The organism is Haemophilus parainfluenzae (assembly GCF_014931375.1).
Classification (GTDB): domain Bacteria; phylum Pseudomonadota; class Gammaproteobacteria; order Enterobacterales; family Pasteurellaceae; genus Haemophilus_D.
This window is the reverse complement of record NZ_CP063117.1, coordinates 893,636-912,258: the sequence shown is the minus strand read 5'-3', so window position 1 is coordinate 912,258 and position 18,623 is coordinate 893,636. Positions and strand designations below refer to the sequence as shown.

15 protein-coding genes and 1 tRNA gene are annotated in these 18,623 nt (G+C 40.1%); 9 read left to right on the top strand and 7 right to left on the bottom strand.

The window, feature by feature from the left end:
• The first annotated feature begins 51 nt into the window (after window positions 1-51).
• The 8 genes from leuB (at window position 52) to INP95_RS04370 (ending at window position 10,805) form a co-directional block, all read left to right on the top strand.
• On the top strand, window positions 52-1,128 hold the full coding sequence (leuB, locus tag INP95_RS04405) for a 3-isopropylmalate dehydrogenase (protein WP_070868660.1): 1,077 nt from the start codon (window positions 52-54) through the stop codon (window positions 1,126-1,128).
• Between the two features lie 155 nt (window positions 1,129-1,283).
• Window positions 1,284-2,693 carry a 3-isopropylmalate dehydratase large subunit gene (gene leuC / locus INP95_RS04400; protein WP_049365624.1) on the top strand — a complete coding sequence of 470 codons (1,410 nt, stop codon included), beginning with the start codon at window positions 1,284-1,286 and terminating at the stop codon, window positions 2,691-2,693.
• Between the two features lie 10 nt (window positions 2,694-2,703).
• Window positions 2,704-3,306 carry a 3-isopropylmalate dehydratase small subunit gene (gene leuD, locus INP95_RS04395; protein WP_005696826.1) on the top strand — a complete coding sequence of 201 codons (603 nt, stop codon included), beginning with the start codon at window positions 2,704-2,706 and terminating at the stop codon, window positions 3,304-3,306.
• Window positions 3,307-3,481: 175 nt separating this feature from the next.
• Window positions 3,482-7,174 (top strand): methionine synthase, encoded by a 3,693-nt coding sequence (metH, locus tag INP95_RS04390; RefSeq protein WP_197560982.1) that lies wholly within the window; start codon window positions 3,482-3,484, stop codon window positions 7,172-7,174.
• Between the two features lie 99 nt (window positions 7,175-7,273).
• Complete coding sequence (locus INP95_RS04385) at window positions 7,274-8,287, top strand: PD-(D/E)XK nuclease domain-containing protein (RefSeq protein WP_197560981.1); 1,014 nt, start codon at window positions 7,274-7,276, stop codon at window positions 8,285-8,287.
• Complete coding sequence (locus tag INP95_RS04380) at window positions 8,284-9,402, top strand: hypothetical protein (protein ID WP_197560980.1); 1,119 nt, start codon at window positions 8,284-8,286, stop codon at window positions 9,400-9,402. The genes INP95_RS04385 and INP95_RS04380 overlap by 4 nt, the downstream gene beginning before the upstream one ends.
• An 8-nt stretch (window positions 9,403-9,410) precedes the next feature.
• Complete coding sequence (locus tag INP95_RS04375; RefSeq protein WP_197560979.1) at window positions 9,411-10,055, top strand: hypothetical protein; 645 nt, start codon at window positions 9,411-9,413, stop codon at window positions 10,053-10,055.
• Between the two features lie 282 nt (window positions 10,056-10,337).
• Window positions 10,338-10,805, top strand: a complete 468-nt coding sequence (locus tag INP95_RS04370) for a hypothetical protein (RefSeq protein ID WP_197560978.1) — start codon at window positions 10,338-10,340, stop codon at window positions 10,803-10,805.
• 89 nt (window positions 10,806-10,894) lie between these two features.
• Here INP95_RS04370 and INP95_RS04365 read toward each other — a convergent pair whose 3' ends face one another.
• The 6 genes from INP95_RS04365 to INP95_RS04340 all read right to left on the bottom strand — a co-directional run bounded on the left by INP95_RS04365 (window position 10,895) and on the right by INP95_RS04340 (window position 15,954).
• Window positions 10,895-12,316, bottom strand: a complete 1,422-nt coding sequence (locus INP95_RS04365) for a sucrose-specific PTS transporter subunit IIBC (RefSeq protein WP_111304349.1) — start codon at window positions 12,314-12,316, stop codon at window positions 10,895-10,897.
• A 126-nt stretch (window positions 12,317-12,442) separates the two neighbouring features.
• A tRNA-Leu gene (locus INP95_RS04360) sits at window positions 12,443-12,528 on the bottom strand.
• A gap of 20 nt (window positions 12,529-12,548) precedes the next feature.
• The gene (secG, locus tag INP95_RS04355) at window positions 12,549-12,896 is read right to left on the bottom strand and encodes a preprotein translocase subunit SecG (RefSeq protein WP_005696834.1); all 348 of its coding nucleotides are present in this window, start codon (window positions 12,894-12,896) and stop codon (window positions 12,549-12,551) included.
• Window positions 12,897-13,012: 116 nt separating this feature from the next.
• Window positions 13,013-14,956: a DNA topoisomerase III gene (locus INP95_RS04350; protein ID WP_197560977.1), complete on the bottom strand. Its 1,944-nt coding sequence runs from the start codon at window positions 14,954-14,956 to the stop codon at window positions 13,013-13,015.
• 4 nt (window positions 14,957-14,960) lie between these two features.
• On the bottom strand, window positions 14,961-15,563 hold the full coding sequence (gene recR, locus INP95_RS04345; RefSeq protein WP_005696838.1) for a recombination mediator RecR: 603 nt from the start codon (window positions 15,561-15,563) through the stop codon (window positions 14,961-14,963).
• Window positions 15,564-15,624: 61 nt separating this feature from the next.
• Complete coding sequence (locus INP95_RS04340) at window positions 15,625-15,954, bottom strand: YbaB/EbfC family nucleoid-associated protein (RefSeq protein WP_005696839.1); 330 nt, start codon at window positions 15,952-15,954, stop codon at window positions 15,625-15,627.
• A gap of 136 nt (window positions 15,955-16,090) precedes the next feature.
• On the opposite strand from INP95_RS04340, the gene INP95_RS04335 reads away from it, so the two are divergent.
• Window positions 16,091-17,182 carry a metallophosphoesterase gene (locus INP95_RS04335; RefSeq protein ID WP_197560976.1) on the top strand — a complete coding sequence of 364 codons (1,092 nt, stop codon included), beginning with the start codon at window positions 16,091-16,093 and terminating at the stop codon, window positions 17,180-17,182.
• Window positions 17,183-17,227: 45 nt separating this feature from the next.
• Here INP95_RS04335 and INP95_RS04330 read toward each other — a convergent pair whose 3' ends face one another.
• A complete protein-coding gene (locus INP95_RS04330) occupies window positions 17,228-18,598 on the bottom strand; it encodes an L-serine ammonia-lyase (protein ID WP_049373211.1) in 1,371 nt (456 codons plus the stop codon).
• Window positions 18,599-18,623 lie beyond the last annotated feature (25 nt).

Sequence of the window (18,623 nt, the reverse complement as noted above, 5' to 3'; positions counted from 1 at the left end):
GAGGGGAGAAAATTAACCGCACTTTGGTGTGACTGAAATAGGAAAAACAATATGCAATCATACAACATCGCTGTTCTACCGGGAGACGGTATTGGTCCAGAAGTGATGGCTGAAGCCATTAAAGTATTAAACAAAGTCCAAGAAAAATTCGGTTTCAAACTTAACTTTAACGAGTTTTATGTGGGTGGTGCTGCAATTGATCATTGTGGTTGCCCATTACCGGCAGAAACCTTAAAAGGTTGTGATGATGCTGATGCGATTTTGTTTGGCTCTGTAGGTGGCCCAAAATGGACAAATTTACCACCAGATCAACAACCGGAACGCGGTGCATTATTACCATTGCGTAAACATTTCAAATTATTCTGCAATCTCCGTCCTGCTACCCTTTATAAAGGACTAGAAAAATTCTGCCCATTACGTGCAGATATTGCGGCAAAAGGGTTTGATATGGTGGTTGTACGTGAATTAACGGGCGGGATTTATTTCGGTCAGCCTAAAGGCCGTGAAGGAGAAGGTGCACAAACCAAAGCATTCGATACCGAAGTTTATTACAAATATGAAATCGAACGCATTGCGCGTGCGGCTTTTGATGCCGCAATGAAACGTCGTAAACACGTCACTTCTGTGGATAAAGCTAACGTATTACAAGCTTCAATCTTATGGCGTGAAACTGTGACTGAAGTGGCGAAAGATTACCCTGAAGTCACCTTAGATCACATTTATATTGACAATGCGACTATGCAATTAATCAAAGCACCTGAGTCTTTCGATGTGCTCCTCTGCTCTAACATTTTCGGTGATATTATTTCTGATGAAGCGGCGATGATCACAGGTTCTATGGGGATGTTGCCATCTGCTAGCTTAAACGAAGAAGGTTTCGGTTTATATGAACCGGCTGGCGGTTCTGCACCGGATATCGCTGGCAAAGGCATTGCCAACCCAATCGCACAAATTCTTTCTGCGGCAATGATGTTGCGTTATAGCTTCAACTTAAATGATGCCGCAGATGCGATTGAAAATGCCGTGCAAAAAGTCTTAGCAAATGGTCACCGTACGGGTGATTTAGCCGATGATTCTGCCCCTGTTTCAACTGCGGAAATGGGTACATTAATCGCTAACGCAATCTAATAAAAAACAATTAAAGTGCGGTTTAAAAACACTCACAAAAAGCAATGCTTTTTGAACGTTGGCTCTGCCAACGGCTCCGAAGGAGCGAGTAAATCTTCAGGATTTACGAATAATAATTTGACCGCACTTACTACTCTAACGAATTGAGAAAAATTATGGCAAAAACTCTTTACGAAAAATTATTCGATGCCCACGTGGTATACGAAGCTGAAGGCGAAACGCCGATTTTGTATATTAACCGTCATTTAATCCATGAAGTGACCAGCCCACAAGCCTTTGATGGTTTACGTGTGGCAGGCCGCCAAGTACGTCAAGTCAGTAAAACTTTCGGTACCATGGATCACAGTATTTCTACCCAAGTACGTGATGTGAACAAACTTGAAGGCCAAGCGAAAATTCAAGTATTGGAACTTGAAAAAAACACGAAAGCAACCGGTATTCAATTATTCGACATGACCACAAAAGAACAAGGTATTGTGCATGTCATGGGGCCTGAACAAGGCTTAACCTTACCAGGTATGACTATCGTTTGTGGAGACTCCCATACTGCCACCCACGGTGCATTCGGTGCCTTAGCATTTGGTATTGGTACATCTGAAGTAGAGCACGTATTAGCCACACAAACCTTAAAACAAGCTCGCGCAAAAAATATGAAAATTGAAGTTCGTGGCAAAGTCGCACCAGGCATTACCGCAAAAGACATTATTCTTGCCATTATCGGTAAAACTACCATGGCAGGCGGTACAGGCCATGTGGTGGAGTTCTGCGGTGAAGCGATTCGTGATCTTTCCATGGAAGGCCGTATGACTGTTTGTAATATGGCAATTGAAATGGGTGCCAAAGCCGGCTTAATCGCACCAGATGAAACGACTTTCGAATACTTAAAAGGTCGTCCACATGCACCAAAAGGTAAAGATTGGGATGATGCCGTTGCTTATTGGAAAACCTTAAAATCCGATGATGATGCAAAATTTGACACAGTCATCACGTTAGAAGCCAAAGACATTGCACCACAGGTAACTTGGGGAACAAACCCTGGCCAAGTAATCGGTATCGATCAACCAGTGCCAAATCCAGCAGAAATGACCGATCCGGTGACTCGTGCTTCAGCAGAAAAAGCCTTGAATTATATCGGTTTAGAACCGAATACTGATTTAAAAGATATTCCGGTGGATCAAGTCTTTATCGGTTCTTGTACCAATGCTCGTATCGAAGATTTACGTGCCGCAGCAGCCGTGATGAAAGGTCGCAAAAAAGCTGATAATGTGAAGCGTATTTTAGTGGTACCTGGTTCCGGCTTAGTGAAAGAACAAGCAGAAAAAGAAGGCTTGGATAAAATCTTTATCGAAGCGGGCGCTGAATGGCGTAATCCGGGCTGCTCAATGTGCTTAGGGATGAACGATGACCGTTTAGGTGAATGGGAACGTTGTGCTTCCACTTCGAACCGTAACTTTGAAGGTCGCCAAGGCCGTAATGGTCGCACTCACTTGGTGAGTCCTGCGATGGCAGCGGCAGCTGGAATGTTCGGTAAATTCGTTGATATTCGTGACGTCACATTAAACTAAGGAGCAGAAAATGGCAGGATTTAAACAACTTTCAGGCTTAGTAGTGCCATTGGATGCGGCAAACGTGGACACGGATGCGATTATTCCAAAACAATTTTTACAAGCCATTACCCGCGTAGGTTTCGGTAAACACTTATTCCATGAATGGCGTTATTTGGATGTAGAAGGCACCAAGCCAAATCCAGATTTCGTATTGAATTATCCACAATATCAAGGCGCGACCATTTTATTAGCGCGTAAAAACCTTGGCTGTGGTTCGTCTCGTGAACATGCGCCTTGGGCATTAGCCGATTACGGTTTCAAAGTGATGATCGCACCAAGCTTTGCGGATATTTTCTATAACAACAGTTTAAACAACCACATGTTACCGATTCGTTTAAGCGAAGAAGAAGTGGAAGAAATCTTCCAATGGGTGTGGGCAAATGAAGGCAAACAAATCCATGTGGATTTAGAAGCGATGACCGTCACTGTAGGTGACAAAGTCTATCACTTTGAACTGGATGAATTCCGCCGTCATTGTTTGTTAAACGGCTTGGATAACATCGGTTTGACGTTACAACATGAAGATGCCATCAGTGAATACGAAAAAAATATTCCGGCATTTTTACGTTAATCTGTTTTTTTACTCGGACAGCAAATATTGCTAACCATTCGGCGGACAATTTGTCCGCCTTTCTTTTTGAAAACATTCCATTTTTTTACCGCACTTTCTCCCCTTTTATTTGACAGTATCAATGCTTATCCCTATCATTCCGACCAATATTGATTGATTTTAAAAAGAGCTGTCTATGTCACATAATCAAACCGAATTACTGAAAAAATCCCTCGCTGAACGCATCCTTATTTTAGATGGTGCGATGGGAACGATGATCCAAAAATATAAACTCACCGAGGCTGATTTTAGAGGCGAACGTTTTAAAGAAAGTGCGGTTGATTTACGTGGCAATAATGACTTGCTCACTTTAACCCAACCGCTGCTAATTTCTGCCATTCATGAGAAATATTTAGCCGCAGGCGCCGATATTATTGAAACCAATACTTTCAGTTCTACCACCATCGCGCAAGCGGATTATGATTTACAGTCTATTGCCTACGAACTGAATTTTGCAGGCGCAAAATTAGCGCGTTTAGCCGCAGATAAATACAGCACACCAGAAAAACCTCGCTTTGTTGCTGGCGTGTTAGGGCCAACTAACCGCACCGCCTCTATTTCTCCTGACGTAAACGACCCAGGTTTCCGTAATGTGACGTTTATGGAACTGGTGGATGCCTATGCTGAAGCGACTAAAGGCTTAATTAAAGGTGGTGCGGATTTAATCATGATCGAAACCATTTTCGACACGTTAAACGCAAAAGCCGCCATTTTCGCCATTGAAACCGTATTTGAAGAATTAGGTGTGGAATTGCCGATTATGATTTCCGGCACCATTACCGATGCTTCCGGCCGTACCCTTTCTGGGCAAACCACCGAAGCGTTCTACAACTCGCTTCGTCACGCTAAACCACTAACGTTCGGTTTGAACTGTGCGCTAGGCCCGAAAGAACTTCGCCAGTATGTTGAACAACTATCTAAAATCAGCGAAACCTATGTTTCCGTCCACCCAAATGCGGGCTTACCAAATGCCTTTGGTGGCTACGATTTAGGTGCAGAAGAGATGGCTGCACATCTTAAAGAATGGGCTGAAAGTGGCTTTGTGAACATTGTCGGTGGTTGTTGTGGTACGACGCCAGAACACATCAAAGCCTTTGCGGATGCGATGCAAGGTATTGCGCCGCGTAAATTACCTGAAATTAAAACCGCCATGCGTTTATCAGGCTTAGAACCACTCAATATTGATGATGAAAGCCTATTCGTAAACGTGGGCGAACGTAATAACGTGACAGGTTCGGCCAAATTCAAACGTTTAATTAAAGAAGACAAATTTGCTGAAGCCATTGAAATTGCTATCGACCAAGTAGAAAACGGTGCACAAGTGATCGACGTCAATATGGACGAAGCCTTATTAGACGGCAAAAAATGCATGACCCGTTTCCTCAATATTATGGCAACCGAGCCAGATGCGGCCAAAGTGCCAGTCATGATCGACTCGTCTAAATGGGAAGTGATTGAAGCTGGTTTGCAGTCGGTACAAGGTAAACCGATTGTGAACTCTATTTCATTAAAAGAAGGCGAAGAAATCTTTATTGAACACGCCAAATTGGTGCGTAAATACGGCGCAGCTGTGGTGGTGATGGCATTTGACGAAGTGGGACAAGCCGACACCGAAAATCGCAAAGTTGAAATTTGTAGCCGTGCTTATGACATTTTGGTGAATCAAGTCGGGTTCCCGCCAGAAGATATTATTTTTGACCCGAACATTTTTGCCATCGGTACAGGGATTGAAGAGCACAACAACTACGGTGTAGATTTTATCAACGCCACGGGGCGTATTAAACGCGCGCTACCGCACGCGAAAATCTCGGGCGGGGTGTCGAATGTCTCTTTCTCATTCCGTGGTAATAACGTGATGCGTGAAGCGATTCACGCCGTCTTCCTCTATCACGCCATCAAACAAGGCATGGATATGGGGATTGTGAATGCAGGACAACTGGCAATTTATGACGATCTCGATCCTGAATTGCGTGAAATCGTGGAAGATGCGGTATTAAACCGCAGCCCTGATGCCACTGAAAAATTACTCGATATTGCGGAAAAATATCGCAACCAAGGCAATGATGAAAGTGCGGTCGATTCTGTCGCAGAATGGCGCACTTGGCCGGTGGAAGAACGTTTAAAACATGCGCTAGTGAAAGGGATTACCACTTACATTGTGGAAGATACTGAAAAAGCCCGCCAACAATTACCAAGCCCATTAGATGTCATTGAAGGGCCTCTGATGGAAGGGATGGATGTCGTCGGTGATTTATTCGGTGACGGTAAAATGTTCCTACCGCAAGTAGTGAAATCTGCGCGCGTAATGAAACAATCTGTGGCATATTTAGAGCCGTTTATCAATGCCACCAAACAAAAAGGCTCAAGCAACGGTAAAGTGGTGATTGCGACCGTGAAAGGCGACGTACACGATATTGGTAAAAACATCGTAAGCGTAGTAATGCAATGTAATAACTTTGAAGTGATTGACTTAGGCGTGATGGTGCCGGCGGACAAAATCATTCAAACCGCTATTGATGAAAAAGCGGATATCATCGCGTTAAGTGGTTTAATTACCCCTTCTTTAGATGAAATGGAATACTTCTTGGGTGAAATGACTCGCTTAGGTTTAAACCTCCCAGTAATGATTGGTGGGGCGACCACCTCTAAAGAACATACGGCAATTAAACTTTATCCAAAATATAAAGAACACGGTGTATTTTATACCTCTAATGCCTCCCGCGCGGTGACAGTGTGTGCGACATTGATGAACCCTGAAAGCCGTGCAGAATTATGGGAACAATTCAAGAAAGATTACGAGAAAATTCAGCAATCTTTCTCTAACCGTAAACCACTGCGTAAACAGCTTAGCATTGAAGAAGCACGCGCAAACCGCTTTGATGGCTTTAGTGGTGAATGGGCAGATTACGTGCCACCAAAACCAAACCAAACTGGTATTGTGGAATTTAAAAACGTACCGATTGCCACATTACGTAAATTTATCGACTGGTCACCATTCTTCCGAATTTGGGGCTTAATGGGCGGCTACCCTGACGCCTTTGATTATCCAGAAGGTGGCGAAGAAGCACGTAAAGTATGGAACGATGCGCAAGTGGTATTAGATGAATTAGAGCAAAACCACAAACTCAACCCAAGCGGTATTTTAGGCATCTTCCCTGCGGAACGTGTAGGCGATGATGTGGTGCTTTTCGCTGATGAAGAACGCACACAACAAATTGGCACCGCTTACGGCTTACGCCAACAAACAGAACGTGGCAAAAACAGCAAAAGTCCGTTTAACTTTGCCTTAAGTGACTTTATTGCTGATCGTGAAAGCGGCAAAAAAGACTGGATGGGTATGTTCGCTGTCTGTGCGGGAATTGAAGAAATGGAGTTAGTAGAAGGCTATAAAGCGGCAGGCGATGACTACAACGCTATCTTGCTACAAGCCGTGGGCGACCGCCTCGCCGAAGCCATGGCAGAATACCTGCACTTTGAGCTTCGCACCCGAATTTGGGGCTACACACAAGAAGAATTCGACAACCAAGGTTTAATCAATGAAAACTATGTTGGCATCCGCCCTGCACCAGGTTATCCAAGCTGCCCTGAACATACAGAAAAAGCCTTGATTTGGGATTTATTAGAAGTAGAACAACGCATCGGTATGAAACTCACCGAAAGCTACGCTATGTGGCCTGCAGCTTCTGTCTGCGGTTGGTACTTCACCCACCCTGCAAGCAACTATTTCACACTTGGTCGCATTGATGAAGACCAAGCTCAAGATTATGCCAAACGTAAAGGTTGGGATGAGAGAGAGATGATGAAATGGTTGGGTGTGGCTATGAAGTAATATAGATGCATGATAATTCATCAATAATTGTATTTAAAATAATACTTAATTTAAGGTAGAATACACAAAAGTATTAATAATATATTGAAGGACATATTTATGGGTGAAACTGTAAATAAATCAGAAATTGCCGAACAAATAGGAAAGAGGATCTTTAAACCATTATTTTGGGATGTATCTCCGCCTACAAATATAAACTTTTCTTGTTTATATAAAAAACCCAAAGACCCACGAGAAGTTATAGAAAATAAGACCTATCATACTAATCAAGGAACTCATCCTATGGATGCTTCTTTTTCTTATATTGATCCATATTTAGGGAAAAGAGTATATTTAAATACTGACTTTAAAAGTTATAGCAGTCAATCGATCACATCTCATAAAATTAGAAAAGATTTAACTTCCTTAGCTGAAACAATACACTGTGCACAAGATTCTAGTGAATGGGCTGATTTTGTTTGCTGTATAGATGAAATAAAAGAAGTGAGAGGGCTTCTTTTCTTATATAACACTGATTATAAATATGAACATAATATAGACTATATACTAAATAAAGTTAAGTTAGAAAATCTTCCTATTGCAAAAAACCAATATCTTCATCTATTAGACCCTCTTACAATTAATAGAATTTATTCATTAGTTAAAGACTTAGAGAGTCTTGAAAATAAGTTATACGACAAATACTCTTTTTATTACCCTAATCAAAGATTGAGCAAAAATATTGTTTCAAATTCAATGGATCCACCATTACCATGTACTATTGAAATGATTTGTTCAACTTATACTGTTATTCAATATGAAAAAAATTCTACAAAAGGGTTTCTAATCTATTACAATGGGGAAGGGGGTACCAAAGAAGAATTTATGTACCTATTTGATTATTTAACAAGTGTCCAAATTCCATTTAATGAAAATTTAAAGATAAGAGCATCAAACTCTAATATCTCTAAAAATATAATTAATAACTTTAGAATGGCCAAACAAACATATTTACAAGATTGGAATTTTTCAGAAGCTATTGTCGAAAGTTTAAAAGATCTAGACATCTTTGTTATAGATCAAAATATTCCTAATTTTATAGAAACTTTGCAAGGGTGGGATAAATTAAAATGAAACAGAGCTTAGGATATGCTAATGATAGAAGTGTTTACAATGCACTAAATCAAAATAAAATAACAGAAAAAAATATTCAAAAATTATTTTTAAAAAAAGGAATATTATGTTCTAAATCTACAAAAAGACATAATCTATCTGCATATTATTCTAGGCTAACACATGACTTTTTTGATCATAAACTAATAGCAGATAGCCTCGGTATTATCCCTCGCAGAGAGAAGATTACATCAACAGAGATTATCTCTAAAGATAAATCTAATATTTCTTATGACGATATACAAGAAAAATTTAAAGATCTAGAAACAGAACTAAATTCAACTGGTTGTATTGTAAAATATAAATCAACTGGAAATGAACAAGAAATAGATATTACGTATACCGAAATAGATTATAGTAAATCTGACTTCCAGCAAATGACTACTAGAACAGGAAATATATCTGCTATTATTGATAATGATATAATTCATATCCGTTCTACTCAAACAAAATTTATCAACCAAGTAAAAGATTCTTTTATAAAAAATATTATTACATTAAATGAGGATAACTTAATAAAGAATAACATATGCCTTAATGAATTAAATGACCATGAATTAAGAACTAAATTTTTCCTTGATACAGTTAGAAGTATAGACGATTACCAATTAGAAGAAATACCTCAAATAGGACTTTTTAAGAATACTAAATTAGTATTTGATGAGACCGAATTTGATACAAACAATGAGGATAATGAAAAAATAATTGCAAATATTAATGATGCTCATCTGAAAGGTAACTCAGTTCATTTAACACCGGAATTACGACTGCTAGCAGAAAAAGGATTCTATTATGTAAAACTAGTAGCTGTACTAAAAGGTAAAAAAGATAATTTGCTATATACTGTAGAAATTGAATTTAAAAATAAAGAAATATGTGATGAATTCTCCTATATAGTAAAACATATTAATGAACCTAAATTTAACGAAGAAACTCAAGAATTATCATCATACAAAACATCAAGAGCACCAAGCCCCCTAGAACAAATTCATTTTATAGATAGATTAGAAAAATCAGCTAAACGTACCTTAGAAAAATTAAAAATTGATCTAAGTCAGGAAAGTAATCAAGATTAGGAGAATATATGGTTAGATATCGGTGGTATCTTTTATTAACTAAAAAAAATATTGGTCATATATTTTCTCAAATTTCAACTTTAACTTTTAGTAATAATAAGAAGAAAGGATTTAAGATCGAACATAAATCTAAGCATAGTATAAGTGGCACGTTTTATCATATATCGTCCTTAGATCAAGACAATTTAAAAATTGAACTTCTAAACGCAATACAGTTTTCAATTTCATTGATTAAAGGTTCAATCTATTTAAGATTACAAGATCCAACTCGTAGCATAAAAGAATTATCAAATACTCTTTTTGAATTATGTGATTTAGATTTAGCTTTTGATCCAGTTTCAATATCTTTTGACAATATCAAGAATTGGATTTTATCTAGAAATTATTATGCTATATTAAACCTAGTTAAGATATCTAATCTTAAAATTACTGATAATATTTTCTCTGAAATAATATTAAAATCAGATAATGAAATAAAACTACTAGAATTGGATATTCTGAAAAGCAAGCAATATACTATACACTCTATGTCTTGGTCTATAGTGATATCAGGTAGAAGCTATAGAATTTCTATATCAAAACTAGGATTAATAAATATTAGCGAATATCTCGTACTAGACTTTATTGACTATATAGAATCTCAAATACTTTAGCCTACCACCTGATATCACAACTACTTTAGCTTTTATCTATCAACTAAAAGTGAAGGTAAAATCTGAAGGGGTTGAACACACTAGTTAGCTAACTGTTTATAAATAAAATTACTTCTTAATGGCATATGCTCAGAAGTATGCGCTAAAATTCCCCAAAAATATCTACAAATTAACCGCACTATCACTTCCAAACTGCACATAACTAATCCCATCCCTTGCACAATCCTCAATTTTCGCTATCATAGCCTCTTTCTCATTCACTCTACTCTCGGAACTTTATCGATGAATAAATTTAAAATAGCATTACTCACGGCTGCATTCGTAGGTTTGTTTGCTTGTTCTACAACACAGCAACCAAAGAAAACCGTTAAAACACGATACCTTAAAAATAACATTAGCCAAGCGGAATTAAACAATCCAAAAGACTACAAGCGTTATTATTATTCTTGCCGCAATTCAGAAACGGGTTCAAGTTCGTATTTAACCACTTACTTCCCGCTTTCAAGAGAAAGCCGCATGAAAGATAACTTTGGTATTTATTTCCAATTAGACGGTGGAAAAGCAGTACCGTTTGATCATGTGGAAAATCGCACCTTAAATGCTCGCGGAAATCGCTTTGAAGTGATTTATCGCTCTTATGAGCCGATTGATGGCAGTTATGTTGATTTAATCGCTCGTGAAAATAATTCCGTGTATTACAAGAATAATCAAGGCATGAGAAACACTTGGTTAAATTGTCGAGAAGGCTAATTCTCACTGAAAGTGCGGTCGTTTTTAGACACATTTTTCTAAACAAAAAAGCACGAGCTTAAACTCGTGCTTTTTCTTTTTTATATCGATTATGCTTTTGCTTGTGCGCGTTTCACGAAAATGACTGAAAGCGTGAATGCCACCACAAATGAAATCACCATACCAATGCTGTACATCGCAAGGCTATCTGGTTTGATCGATGGAATACCTAAGAAACCTGCTGCGCCTAATGCAATGGCTTTTACGTTGAAGAATGCGATAAAGGCACTCGCTAGTCCTGAACCAATCATCGCCGCAAAGAAAGCCTGACGATAACGTAAGTTCACCCCGAACATCGCCGGTTCAGTAATCCCTAATAATGCAGAAATACCAGATGGCACTGCTAAACCGCGTACTTTTGGATCTTTTAATGCCACTGCCACACCTAAACAAGCCGCACCTTGTGCGATGTTTGACATTGCGGCGATTGGGAAAATAAAGGTACCACCTGTATTTGCCATTTCAGCCAATAATTGTGTTTCAACTGCAATGAAGGTTTGGTGCATACCTGTGATCACGATTGGTGCATAGAATGCCCCGAAGATCGCACCACCCACGAAACCTAAGGTGTCATATAACCAAGTTAAACCTGATGCAATTAATGAACCCGCTTCACGACCGATTGGACCAATTACGGTAAACGCTAAGAAGCCTGCAATAAAGAGCGAGAATAATGGGGTAATCAGGTTATCTAAGTAAGAAGGGACAAATTTACGGAAGGTTTTTTCTAAGGTTGCTAATACCCAAGCAGAAACTAATGTTGGGATAACCGTGCCTTGATAGCCAACTTTTTCAATTTCAAGACCGAATACATTCCAGTATTGGATTTTGCCTTGCGCAAGGGTTAATGCGTAGTTCCAACCATCTGCTAATGCAGGGTGAACTAATAACATCCCAAGTGCCGCCCCTAAGAACGGGTTACCGCCGAATTTACGAGTGGCAGAGAAACCAAGTAATACAGGTAAGAACACAAATGGTGCATTCGCGATGGTATTAATAAAATCCACCAAATCCGCAAGACCTGGGTGCATATCAATCACGCTTAATTCATCAACGAAGAAACCTTTCGCTGTAAGCATGGAGTGAATACCCATTAACAAACCGCCTGCGACGATTGCCGGAATGATTGGCACGAAAATATCCGCTAAGCCTTTCACCAAACGTTGCAATAAGTTTTGATTACCTGACGCCGCTTCAGCCACTTCAGCTTTGCTCACATCGCCGATACCAAGCAATTTGGTAAGTTCAGCATGGACTTTATTCACCGTACCTGAACCGAAGATAATTTGATATTGACCCGCGACAGCAAACTGCCCTTTCACGCCTTCAATGTTATCAATACCTTCTTTGTCCACTTTGCTTTCATCGTTTAACACAATACGTAAACGCGTTGCGCAATGTGCTGCTGTGGCGATGTTGTCTTTACCGCCAAGTTTATCAATCACTTGTTGGGCGATTTGAGGGAAGTTCATAGTGCTCTCCTAATGGGTTTCTAAAAAAAGAAATTGACCGATTGTAACCAAAACAGGGGATAATAACTAGCTATTCAAGCAAATTTTAGGCGAAAAAAAACCGACTTGATTAAGTCGGTTTATATTTGGTGCTCTGGGCGAGACTTGAACTCGCACGGCCTGCGGCCACTACCCCCTCAAGATAGCGTGTCTACCAATTCCACCACCAGAGCGTTTATTCTGTTTTTATTCCTTATTGCGGAATATCGTTATTTTTGTTTTCAACTGCTGGAGCAGCTTGTTGTTGCTGTTGTTGAACTTGTTCAGCAGTTTGAGATAAATCGTCGAACGAACCTTTTTGTACGTTGCCACGGTGAGAGTTGATATTACCTAATACTAAAGCAATTACAAAAAAGCCAGTTGCTAAGATTGCGCTGGTACGGGTTAAGAAGTTACCTGCACCTGCAGAACCAAACATGGTACCTGATGCACCGCCGCCAAATGACGCGCCTGCGTTCGCACCTTTACCTTGTTGAACAAGAATAAAGCCGATTAAGGCGATACAAACTAATACATAAATAAATAATAAAATATTGTACATTATTCTTTCTTCTCTAAATTGCGATTTCGCAAGAAAACTGGGAGCAAATGTTATATAAAATTCATGCTTTTCGCAAGCGCTTTCCCATTTTTTTTACTTAATTGTATTAAGTTTAATCAATTTTCAGTGTTTAAATCTTCCGATTTTTTGACCACTCTTTTTCGTTTAGCGGGTGTCGCATTTAAACCTTTTGAAATCTGACTTAAACGACGTAATGCGGTGAAATCCACAAAGCGCACTAAATCCGGTAGCATTTGATTGAGTGTAAACATAAATTGCTGATAACTCGCCTGTTTTTGGCTGATATCTGTTAGCTGAGCTTCCCAATGTGCCGTCATATCAGGTTGTGTGGCAATATCCGGTAGCGCTGAAATGAGGATCCGTCCCGTTTCTGTGCTGTGAATATTACGCCCTTTTTTCGTCAAAAAACCGCGTTTAAACAGCAATTCAATAATGCCCGCTCGGGTGGCTTCTGTGCCAAGTCCATCTGTTTCACGCAGAATTTTTTTCAATTCTTTATCTTGCACAAAGCGCGCAATCCCTGTCATGGCGGAAAGCAATGTCGCATCAGTAAAAGGTTTAGGCGGTTGCGTTTTTTTGCTTACCACTTCGCCTCTTTCACAGTACAGGATCTGGCCTTTTTTCACGATCGGCAATAACGGCTCTTGATTTTCATCTTCGTCTTCTTTACCAAGCAATTCTTTCCAACCCGCGGTTTGCAAGTTGCGCGCTTGAGCCACAAAAGTACCGCCTGCAATACTTAAGGTAATTTTACTTTTACGATATTCCGCATCTGGACAGAATTGCAATAAATACTGACGCGCAATGAGTTCATAAATACGGTGTTCATCAATACTTAAATTGATCGAACGTATGTTAGCCGTTGGAATAATGGCATGGTGTGCTTCCACCTTTTTATCATTCCAACAACGATTACGTTGCTCGCTATCCACCACCGACGGCAAGGTTTGATAAGTCTGACAATGCTGTGAAATCGCATTCATCACTTTATGTCGTTCAGCAAAATGCTCTTCTGGCAAATAACGACAATCAGAACGTGGATAAGTAATCAAACGATGGGTTTCATATAAACGTTGACAGGTATCCAACACGCTTTGCGCTGACATGCCAAAACGTTTTGCCGCATCAATCTGCAATGCTGACAAGGAATAAGGCAAAGGCGCTGTTTCTTTTTCTCGCTTATCCACATATTCAGTCACTTCGGCAGGTTGATCGGTAATGCGCTTCACCACATTTTCGGCTAAGCCTAAAGACAGTACGCGACCATCTTCATCTTGATAGTCTTCACAAGCCTTGCTCGGTTGCCAAAGTGCAGAAAAAAGTGCGGTCGGATTTTCAAACGTTTTTTCGTCTTTCACCCATGCCAACACTTCATAGAAATCTTTTGGTTGGAAATGTTCAATTTCCAAATCACGTCGAACAATCAAGCCTAATACGGGGGTCTGCACTCGCCCAACAGAAAGCACACCATCATAACCCGCTTGGCGACCACGAATGGTATAAGCGCGGGTCATATTAATACCATAAAGCCAATCCGCACGAGCACGCGCCAGTGCAGAGGTGGCTAATGGAATAAAATGACGGTTAGGTTGGAGCTTTTGTACCGCTTTTTCCACCGCACTTGGGTTAAGATCGCTAATCAAACAACGCAAAATGCCATCACGTTTTTCCGCTGATAAATTGGCATAACTAAATACTTCATCCACCAGCAACTGCCCTTCTCTATCCGGGTCCCCTGCGTTAACTAAAACATCAGCTTGATGAATCAGTTTTTCCACCACGGAAAGTTGTTTTTTGACTTCTTTTCGCGGCAACAGAATCCATTTTTCAGGAATGATGGGTAAATGTTCTAAACGCCATTGTTTAAATTTAGGATCGTAGGCATCCGGTTCTGCTTGTTCAAGCAAATGCCCCACGCACCAAGTCACAACATCATCATTGCCGCATTTAATAAAACCATCCCCCCGTTGATGAGGTTTTGGCAATACATCGGCAATCGCTCGCCCAAGACTGGGTTTCTCGGCAATAAACAGGCGCATAAGATTAGTCGATCTGACGACGACCTAAGAAAGAGTGGGTTAAGGTAGTGCCGTCCACGGTTTCTAATTCCCCACCGACAGGGATCCCATGGGCAATACGGCTTACTTTAATATTATGTTGATGACAAATTTCAGCAATATAATTGGCTGTTGCATCGCCTTCTACCGTTGGATTGGTCGCTAAAATTACTTCATGGAAAGATTCTTCTACCAGACGTTTTTGCAATAAATCTAAACCAATTTCTTTCGGACCAATACCATCTAAAGGCGATAAGTGTCCCATTAAGACGAAATAACGCCCTGAGAATTGGCCGGTTTGCTCAATGGCTTGAATATCCGCTGGCATTTCCACCACGCAAAGTAAGCCTGAATTTTGGCGACGAGGATTGTTACAAATATTGCATGTTTCCTCTTCGGTAAAATCGCGACACTGCGAACAATGTCCAATTTTAGACATCGCTTCCGTTAATGCACGTGCTAAATTCATCCCACCGCTACGATTGCGCTGTAAAAGATGATAAGCCATACGCTGCGCTGATTTCGGACCGACACCCGGCAAGCAACGAAGATTTTCAATAAGATGTTCTAAAAGTGGACTGCTTTGCATAGTATTTATGGTGGGAGAAAATGGATGGTGTGTGAATCGATAAACTCACACACCCGATGAATTAAAATGGAAGTTTCATTCCTGGCGGTAATGGCATGCCTGCGGTTACAGAAGCCATTTTTTCTTTTTGTAATTCTTCTGCACGACGGACTGCATCGTTGAATGCGGCAGCAATTAAATCTTCCAACATTTCTTTATCGTCTTCCATTAAAGAAGGATCGATCTCAATACGACGGCAGTTGTGCGCACCATTAATCGTGATTTTTACTAAACCCGCACCACTTTCGCCTGTTACTTCTAATTGGGCAATTTCTTCCTGCATTTTTTGCATTTTTTCTTGCATTTGTTGGGCTTGTTTCATCAAGCCGCCTAAACCGCCTTTTCCAAACATTGGATTTTCCTTCTTAAATTAACTAAAACGAGCCGCATTTTAGCGAAAAAATTTGCCTTTGGGAACAGAGAAATTTATTATTCAATACTTCAAAACTGGGTCAAAAACGACCGCACTTTTTATTTAGGAATTGCAGATGGAAACTCGTTATTACTTTATATTTACGGCAGCTATTATTTTGTTACAACTGCTGATTTATATTTTTAATAAAACGCTGATTTGGTGGCTTAACAAACCGCTCTCTCAAAAGACAAGACGAGCAATTACTTTTGTCAGCTTTTTGCTTCCTAACGCCTTGGTTATTTGCCATTTTTTAAAGCTTTTTACGGTATTTCGGCTTATTGCTTTAATGCTCGCACTACTCCTTTTTTCAGCCTTTGCGAGTATTGCAGTAGGATGTGTTCATTTTCTTTTCCGAAAATCTAAATCCATTACAAAAATCGACCGCACTTTACGCATTGCTTACCCGATTTTATTTATTGGTATCACTGCCTTAAGTGTGTATAACGCCTATGTCACACGTGTTATTCATTATGAAATTACGCTAGATAAACCGATTAAACCATTGCGAATTGGCATGGCAAGCGATCTCCATTTAGGCAAATTATTTGGCGGGAAAGAATTGGATAAACTGGCTGATATTATGCAGCAAGAAAAGGTGGATATCATTTTATTGCCTGGCGATATTATGGATGATAACGTCAATGCTTATTTAGCCGAAAAAATGCAACCCCATTTAGCGAAACTCAAGGCCCCAATGGGCGTTTATGCCACACTAGGCAATCATGATTTATTTGGAGATCAAGACCGAATTGATCAGGAAATTCGCAAAGCAGGTATTACCGTATTAAGAGATGAAACATTAACGTTAAATAATGAATTGGTGCTTATTGGACGAAACGATAATCTTGCTCACGATAGACCGAGTACCGAGACCTTACTAAAACAGGTGGATACTAACTTACCGACTATCCTCTTGGATCACCGCCCAACAGATATTGAAAAACATGCGTCACTCCCGCTTGATATTCAAGTTTCAGGGCATGCACATAAAGGGCAAGTATTCCCCGCCAGTTTAATCACAAAAATGATATATCGTTTGGATTATGGTCATGAAAAAATTGGCAACCCACATTTTTTTGTCACTTCTGGTTACGGCTTCTGGGGAATTCCAATGCGTTTAGGATCACAGTCGGAAGTGATCATTATTGACGTGAAAGGGAAATAAAAAAGAGCGGTCAAAAATGACCGCTCTTTTATTATCAATTTGCTATTAAGAACACACTACTTTCACCGCTAAGCCACCTTTCGATGTTTCACGATATTTGGCATTCATGTCTTTACCTGTTTCATACATGGTTTCGATCACTTTATCCAAGGTTACGCGAGGATTCGTGGTTCGGCGTAATGCCATACGGCTAGCGTTAATCGCTTTCACCGAAGCAATGGCATTACGTTCAATACAAGGTACTTGCACTTGGCCACCAACAGGATCGCAAGTTAAGCCCAAGTTATGTTCCATCGCAATTTCAGCTGCGATACACACTTGTACTGGTGTACCACCTAAGATCTCAGTTAAACCTGCGGCAGCCATTGAACATGCCACGCCCACTTCACCTTGGCAACCAACCTCTGCTCCCGAAATAGATGCATTCATCTTATAAAGGGAACCAATCATACCGGCAGCCAATAAGTAGCGTTCAATGACTTCTGGTGTTAAAGGTGCGACAAATTTTTCATAATAAGAAAGTACCGCCGGCACAATACCGCATGCACCATTAGTTGGTGCAGTCACAACTCGACCACCTGCCGCATTCTCTTCATTTACTGCAAGAGCAAACATATTCACCCAGTCGATCACATACATTGGGTCATGGGCTAAACGGCCGCTATTCGCCTCCAAGAGACGATAAAGTGATGGCGCACGACGAGCAACTTTTAATGGCCCTGGTAACACACCTTCTGTTTTAATACCATGTTCAATACAATCTTTCATGGTTTTCCAAACATTCTGTAAATGTGCTTCAACCTCTTTTTTATCACGCAATGCTAATTCATTTTTCATCATCACTGTTGAGAGCATTAAGCCACTCTCCTGACAATGTTTCAAAATATCTTCAGCATGTTGATAAGGATACGGCACAGTCACCGGATTTTCTTCCTCTTGACCAAAATGCGCTTCATCTACAATAAATCCACCACCGATAGAATAATAAGTTTGGCGGTAAAGCACGTTACGATCAGCATCTAATGCAGTAATGGTCATACCGTTTTCATGCAATGATAAAAAGGAATTATGGAATACCATATTGGCATCCCAATCGAAATTAACCGTTTTTTTGCCCTGAGCAATCGAGAGTTTTTTGGTTTGTTTAACCTGTTCGATAAAGGTTGGGATTAAATCAATATCCACATCATGCGGGAGATAACCGGCCAATCCCATAATGATCGCAATATCTGTATTATGACCATGTCCCGTCATTGAGAGAGAGCCATACACATCAACGTGCAAGGTTGCAACAGCATCAAATTTACCTTGCTCGATTAAATCGTCAATAAACTGCTTACCTGCTTTCATCGGGCCAACAGTATGGGAGCTGGATGGCCCAACCCCCACTTTAAACATATCAAATACACTAATCATATTATTTTAAATCCTAAGCTAAACT

Bases quoted from the DNA above. Each gene is read 5' to 3' on its own strand.
- INP95_RS04385 (WP_197560981.1), top strand. From the start codon at position 7,274: ATGGGTGAAACTGTAAATAAATCAGAAATTGCCGAACAAATAGGAAAG.
- INP95_RS04365 (WP_111304349.1), bottom strand. From the start codon at position 12,316: ATGAACTTCCCTCAAATCGCCCAACAAGTGATTGATAAACTTGGCGGT.
- secG (WP_005696834.1), bottom strand. From the start codon at position 12,896: ATGTACAATATTTTATTATTTATTTATGTATTAGTTTGTATCGCCTTA.
- metH (WP_197560982.1), top strand. From the start codon at position 3,482: ATGTCACATAATCAAACCGAATTACTGAAAAAATCCCTCGCTGAACGC.
- leuD (WP_005696826.1), top strand. From the start codon at position 2,704: ATGGCAGGATTTAAACAACTTTCAGGCTTAGTAGTGCCATTGGATGCG.
- INP95_RS04340 (WP_005696839.1), bottom strand. From the start codon at position 15,954: ATGTTTGGAAAAGGCGGTTTAGGCGGCTTGATGAAACAAGCCCAACAA.
- recR (WP_005696838.1), bottom strand. From the start codon at position 15,563: ATGCAAAGCAGTCCACTTTTAGAACATCTTATTGAAAATCTTCGTTGC.
- INP95_RS04375 (WP_197560979.1), top strand. From the start codon at position 9,411: ATGGTTAGATATCGGTGGTATCTTTTATTAACTAAAAAAAATATTGGT.
- INP95_RS04380 (WP_197560980.1), top strand. From the start codon at position 8,284: ATGAAACAGAGCTTAGGATATGCTAATGATAGAAGTGTTTACAATGCA.
- INP95_RS04335 (WP_197560976.1), top strand. From the start codon at position 16,091: ATGGAAACTCGTTATTACTTTATATTTACGGCAGCTATTATTTTGTTA.
- INP95_RS04350 (WP_197560977.1), bottom strand. From the start codon at position 14,956: ATGCGCCTGTTTATTGCCGAGAAACCCAGTCTTGGGCGAGCGATTGCC.
- leuB (WP_070868660.1), top strand. From the start codon at position 52: ATGCAATCATACAACATCGCTGTTCTACCGGGAGACGGTATTGGTCCA.
- leuC (WP_049365624.1), top strand. From the start codon at position 1,284: ATGGCAAAAACTCTTTACGAAAAATTATTCGATGCCCACGTGGTATAC.
- INP95_RS04330 (WP_049373211.1), bottom strand. From the start codon at position 18,598: ATGATTAGTGTATTTGATATGTTTAAAGTGGGGGTTGGGCCATCCAGC.
- INP95_RS04370 (WP_197560978.1), top strand. From the start codon at position 10,338: ATGAATAAATTTAAAATAGCATTACTCACGGCTGCATTCGTAGGTTTG.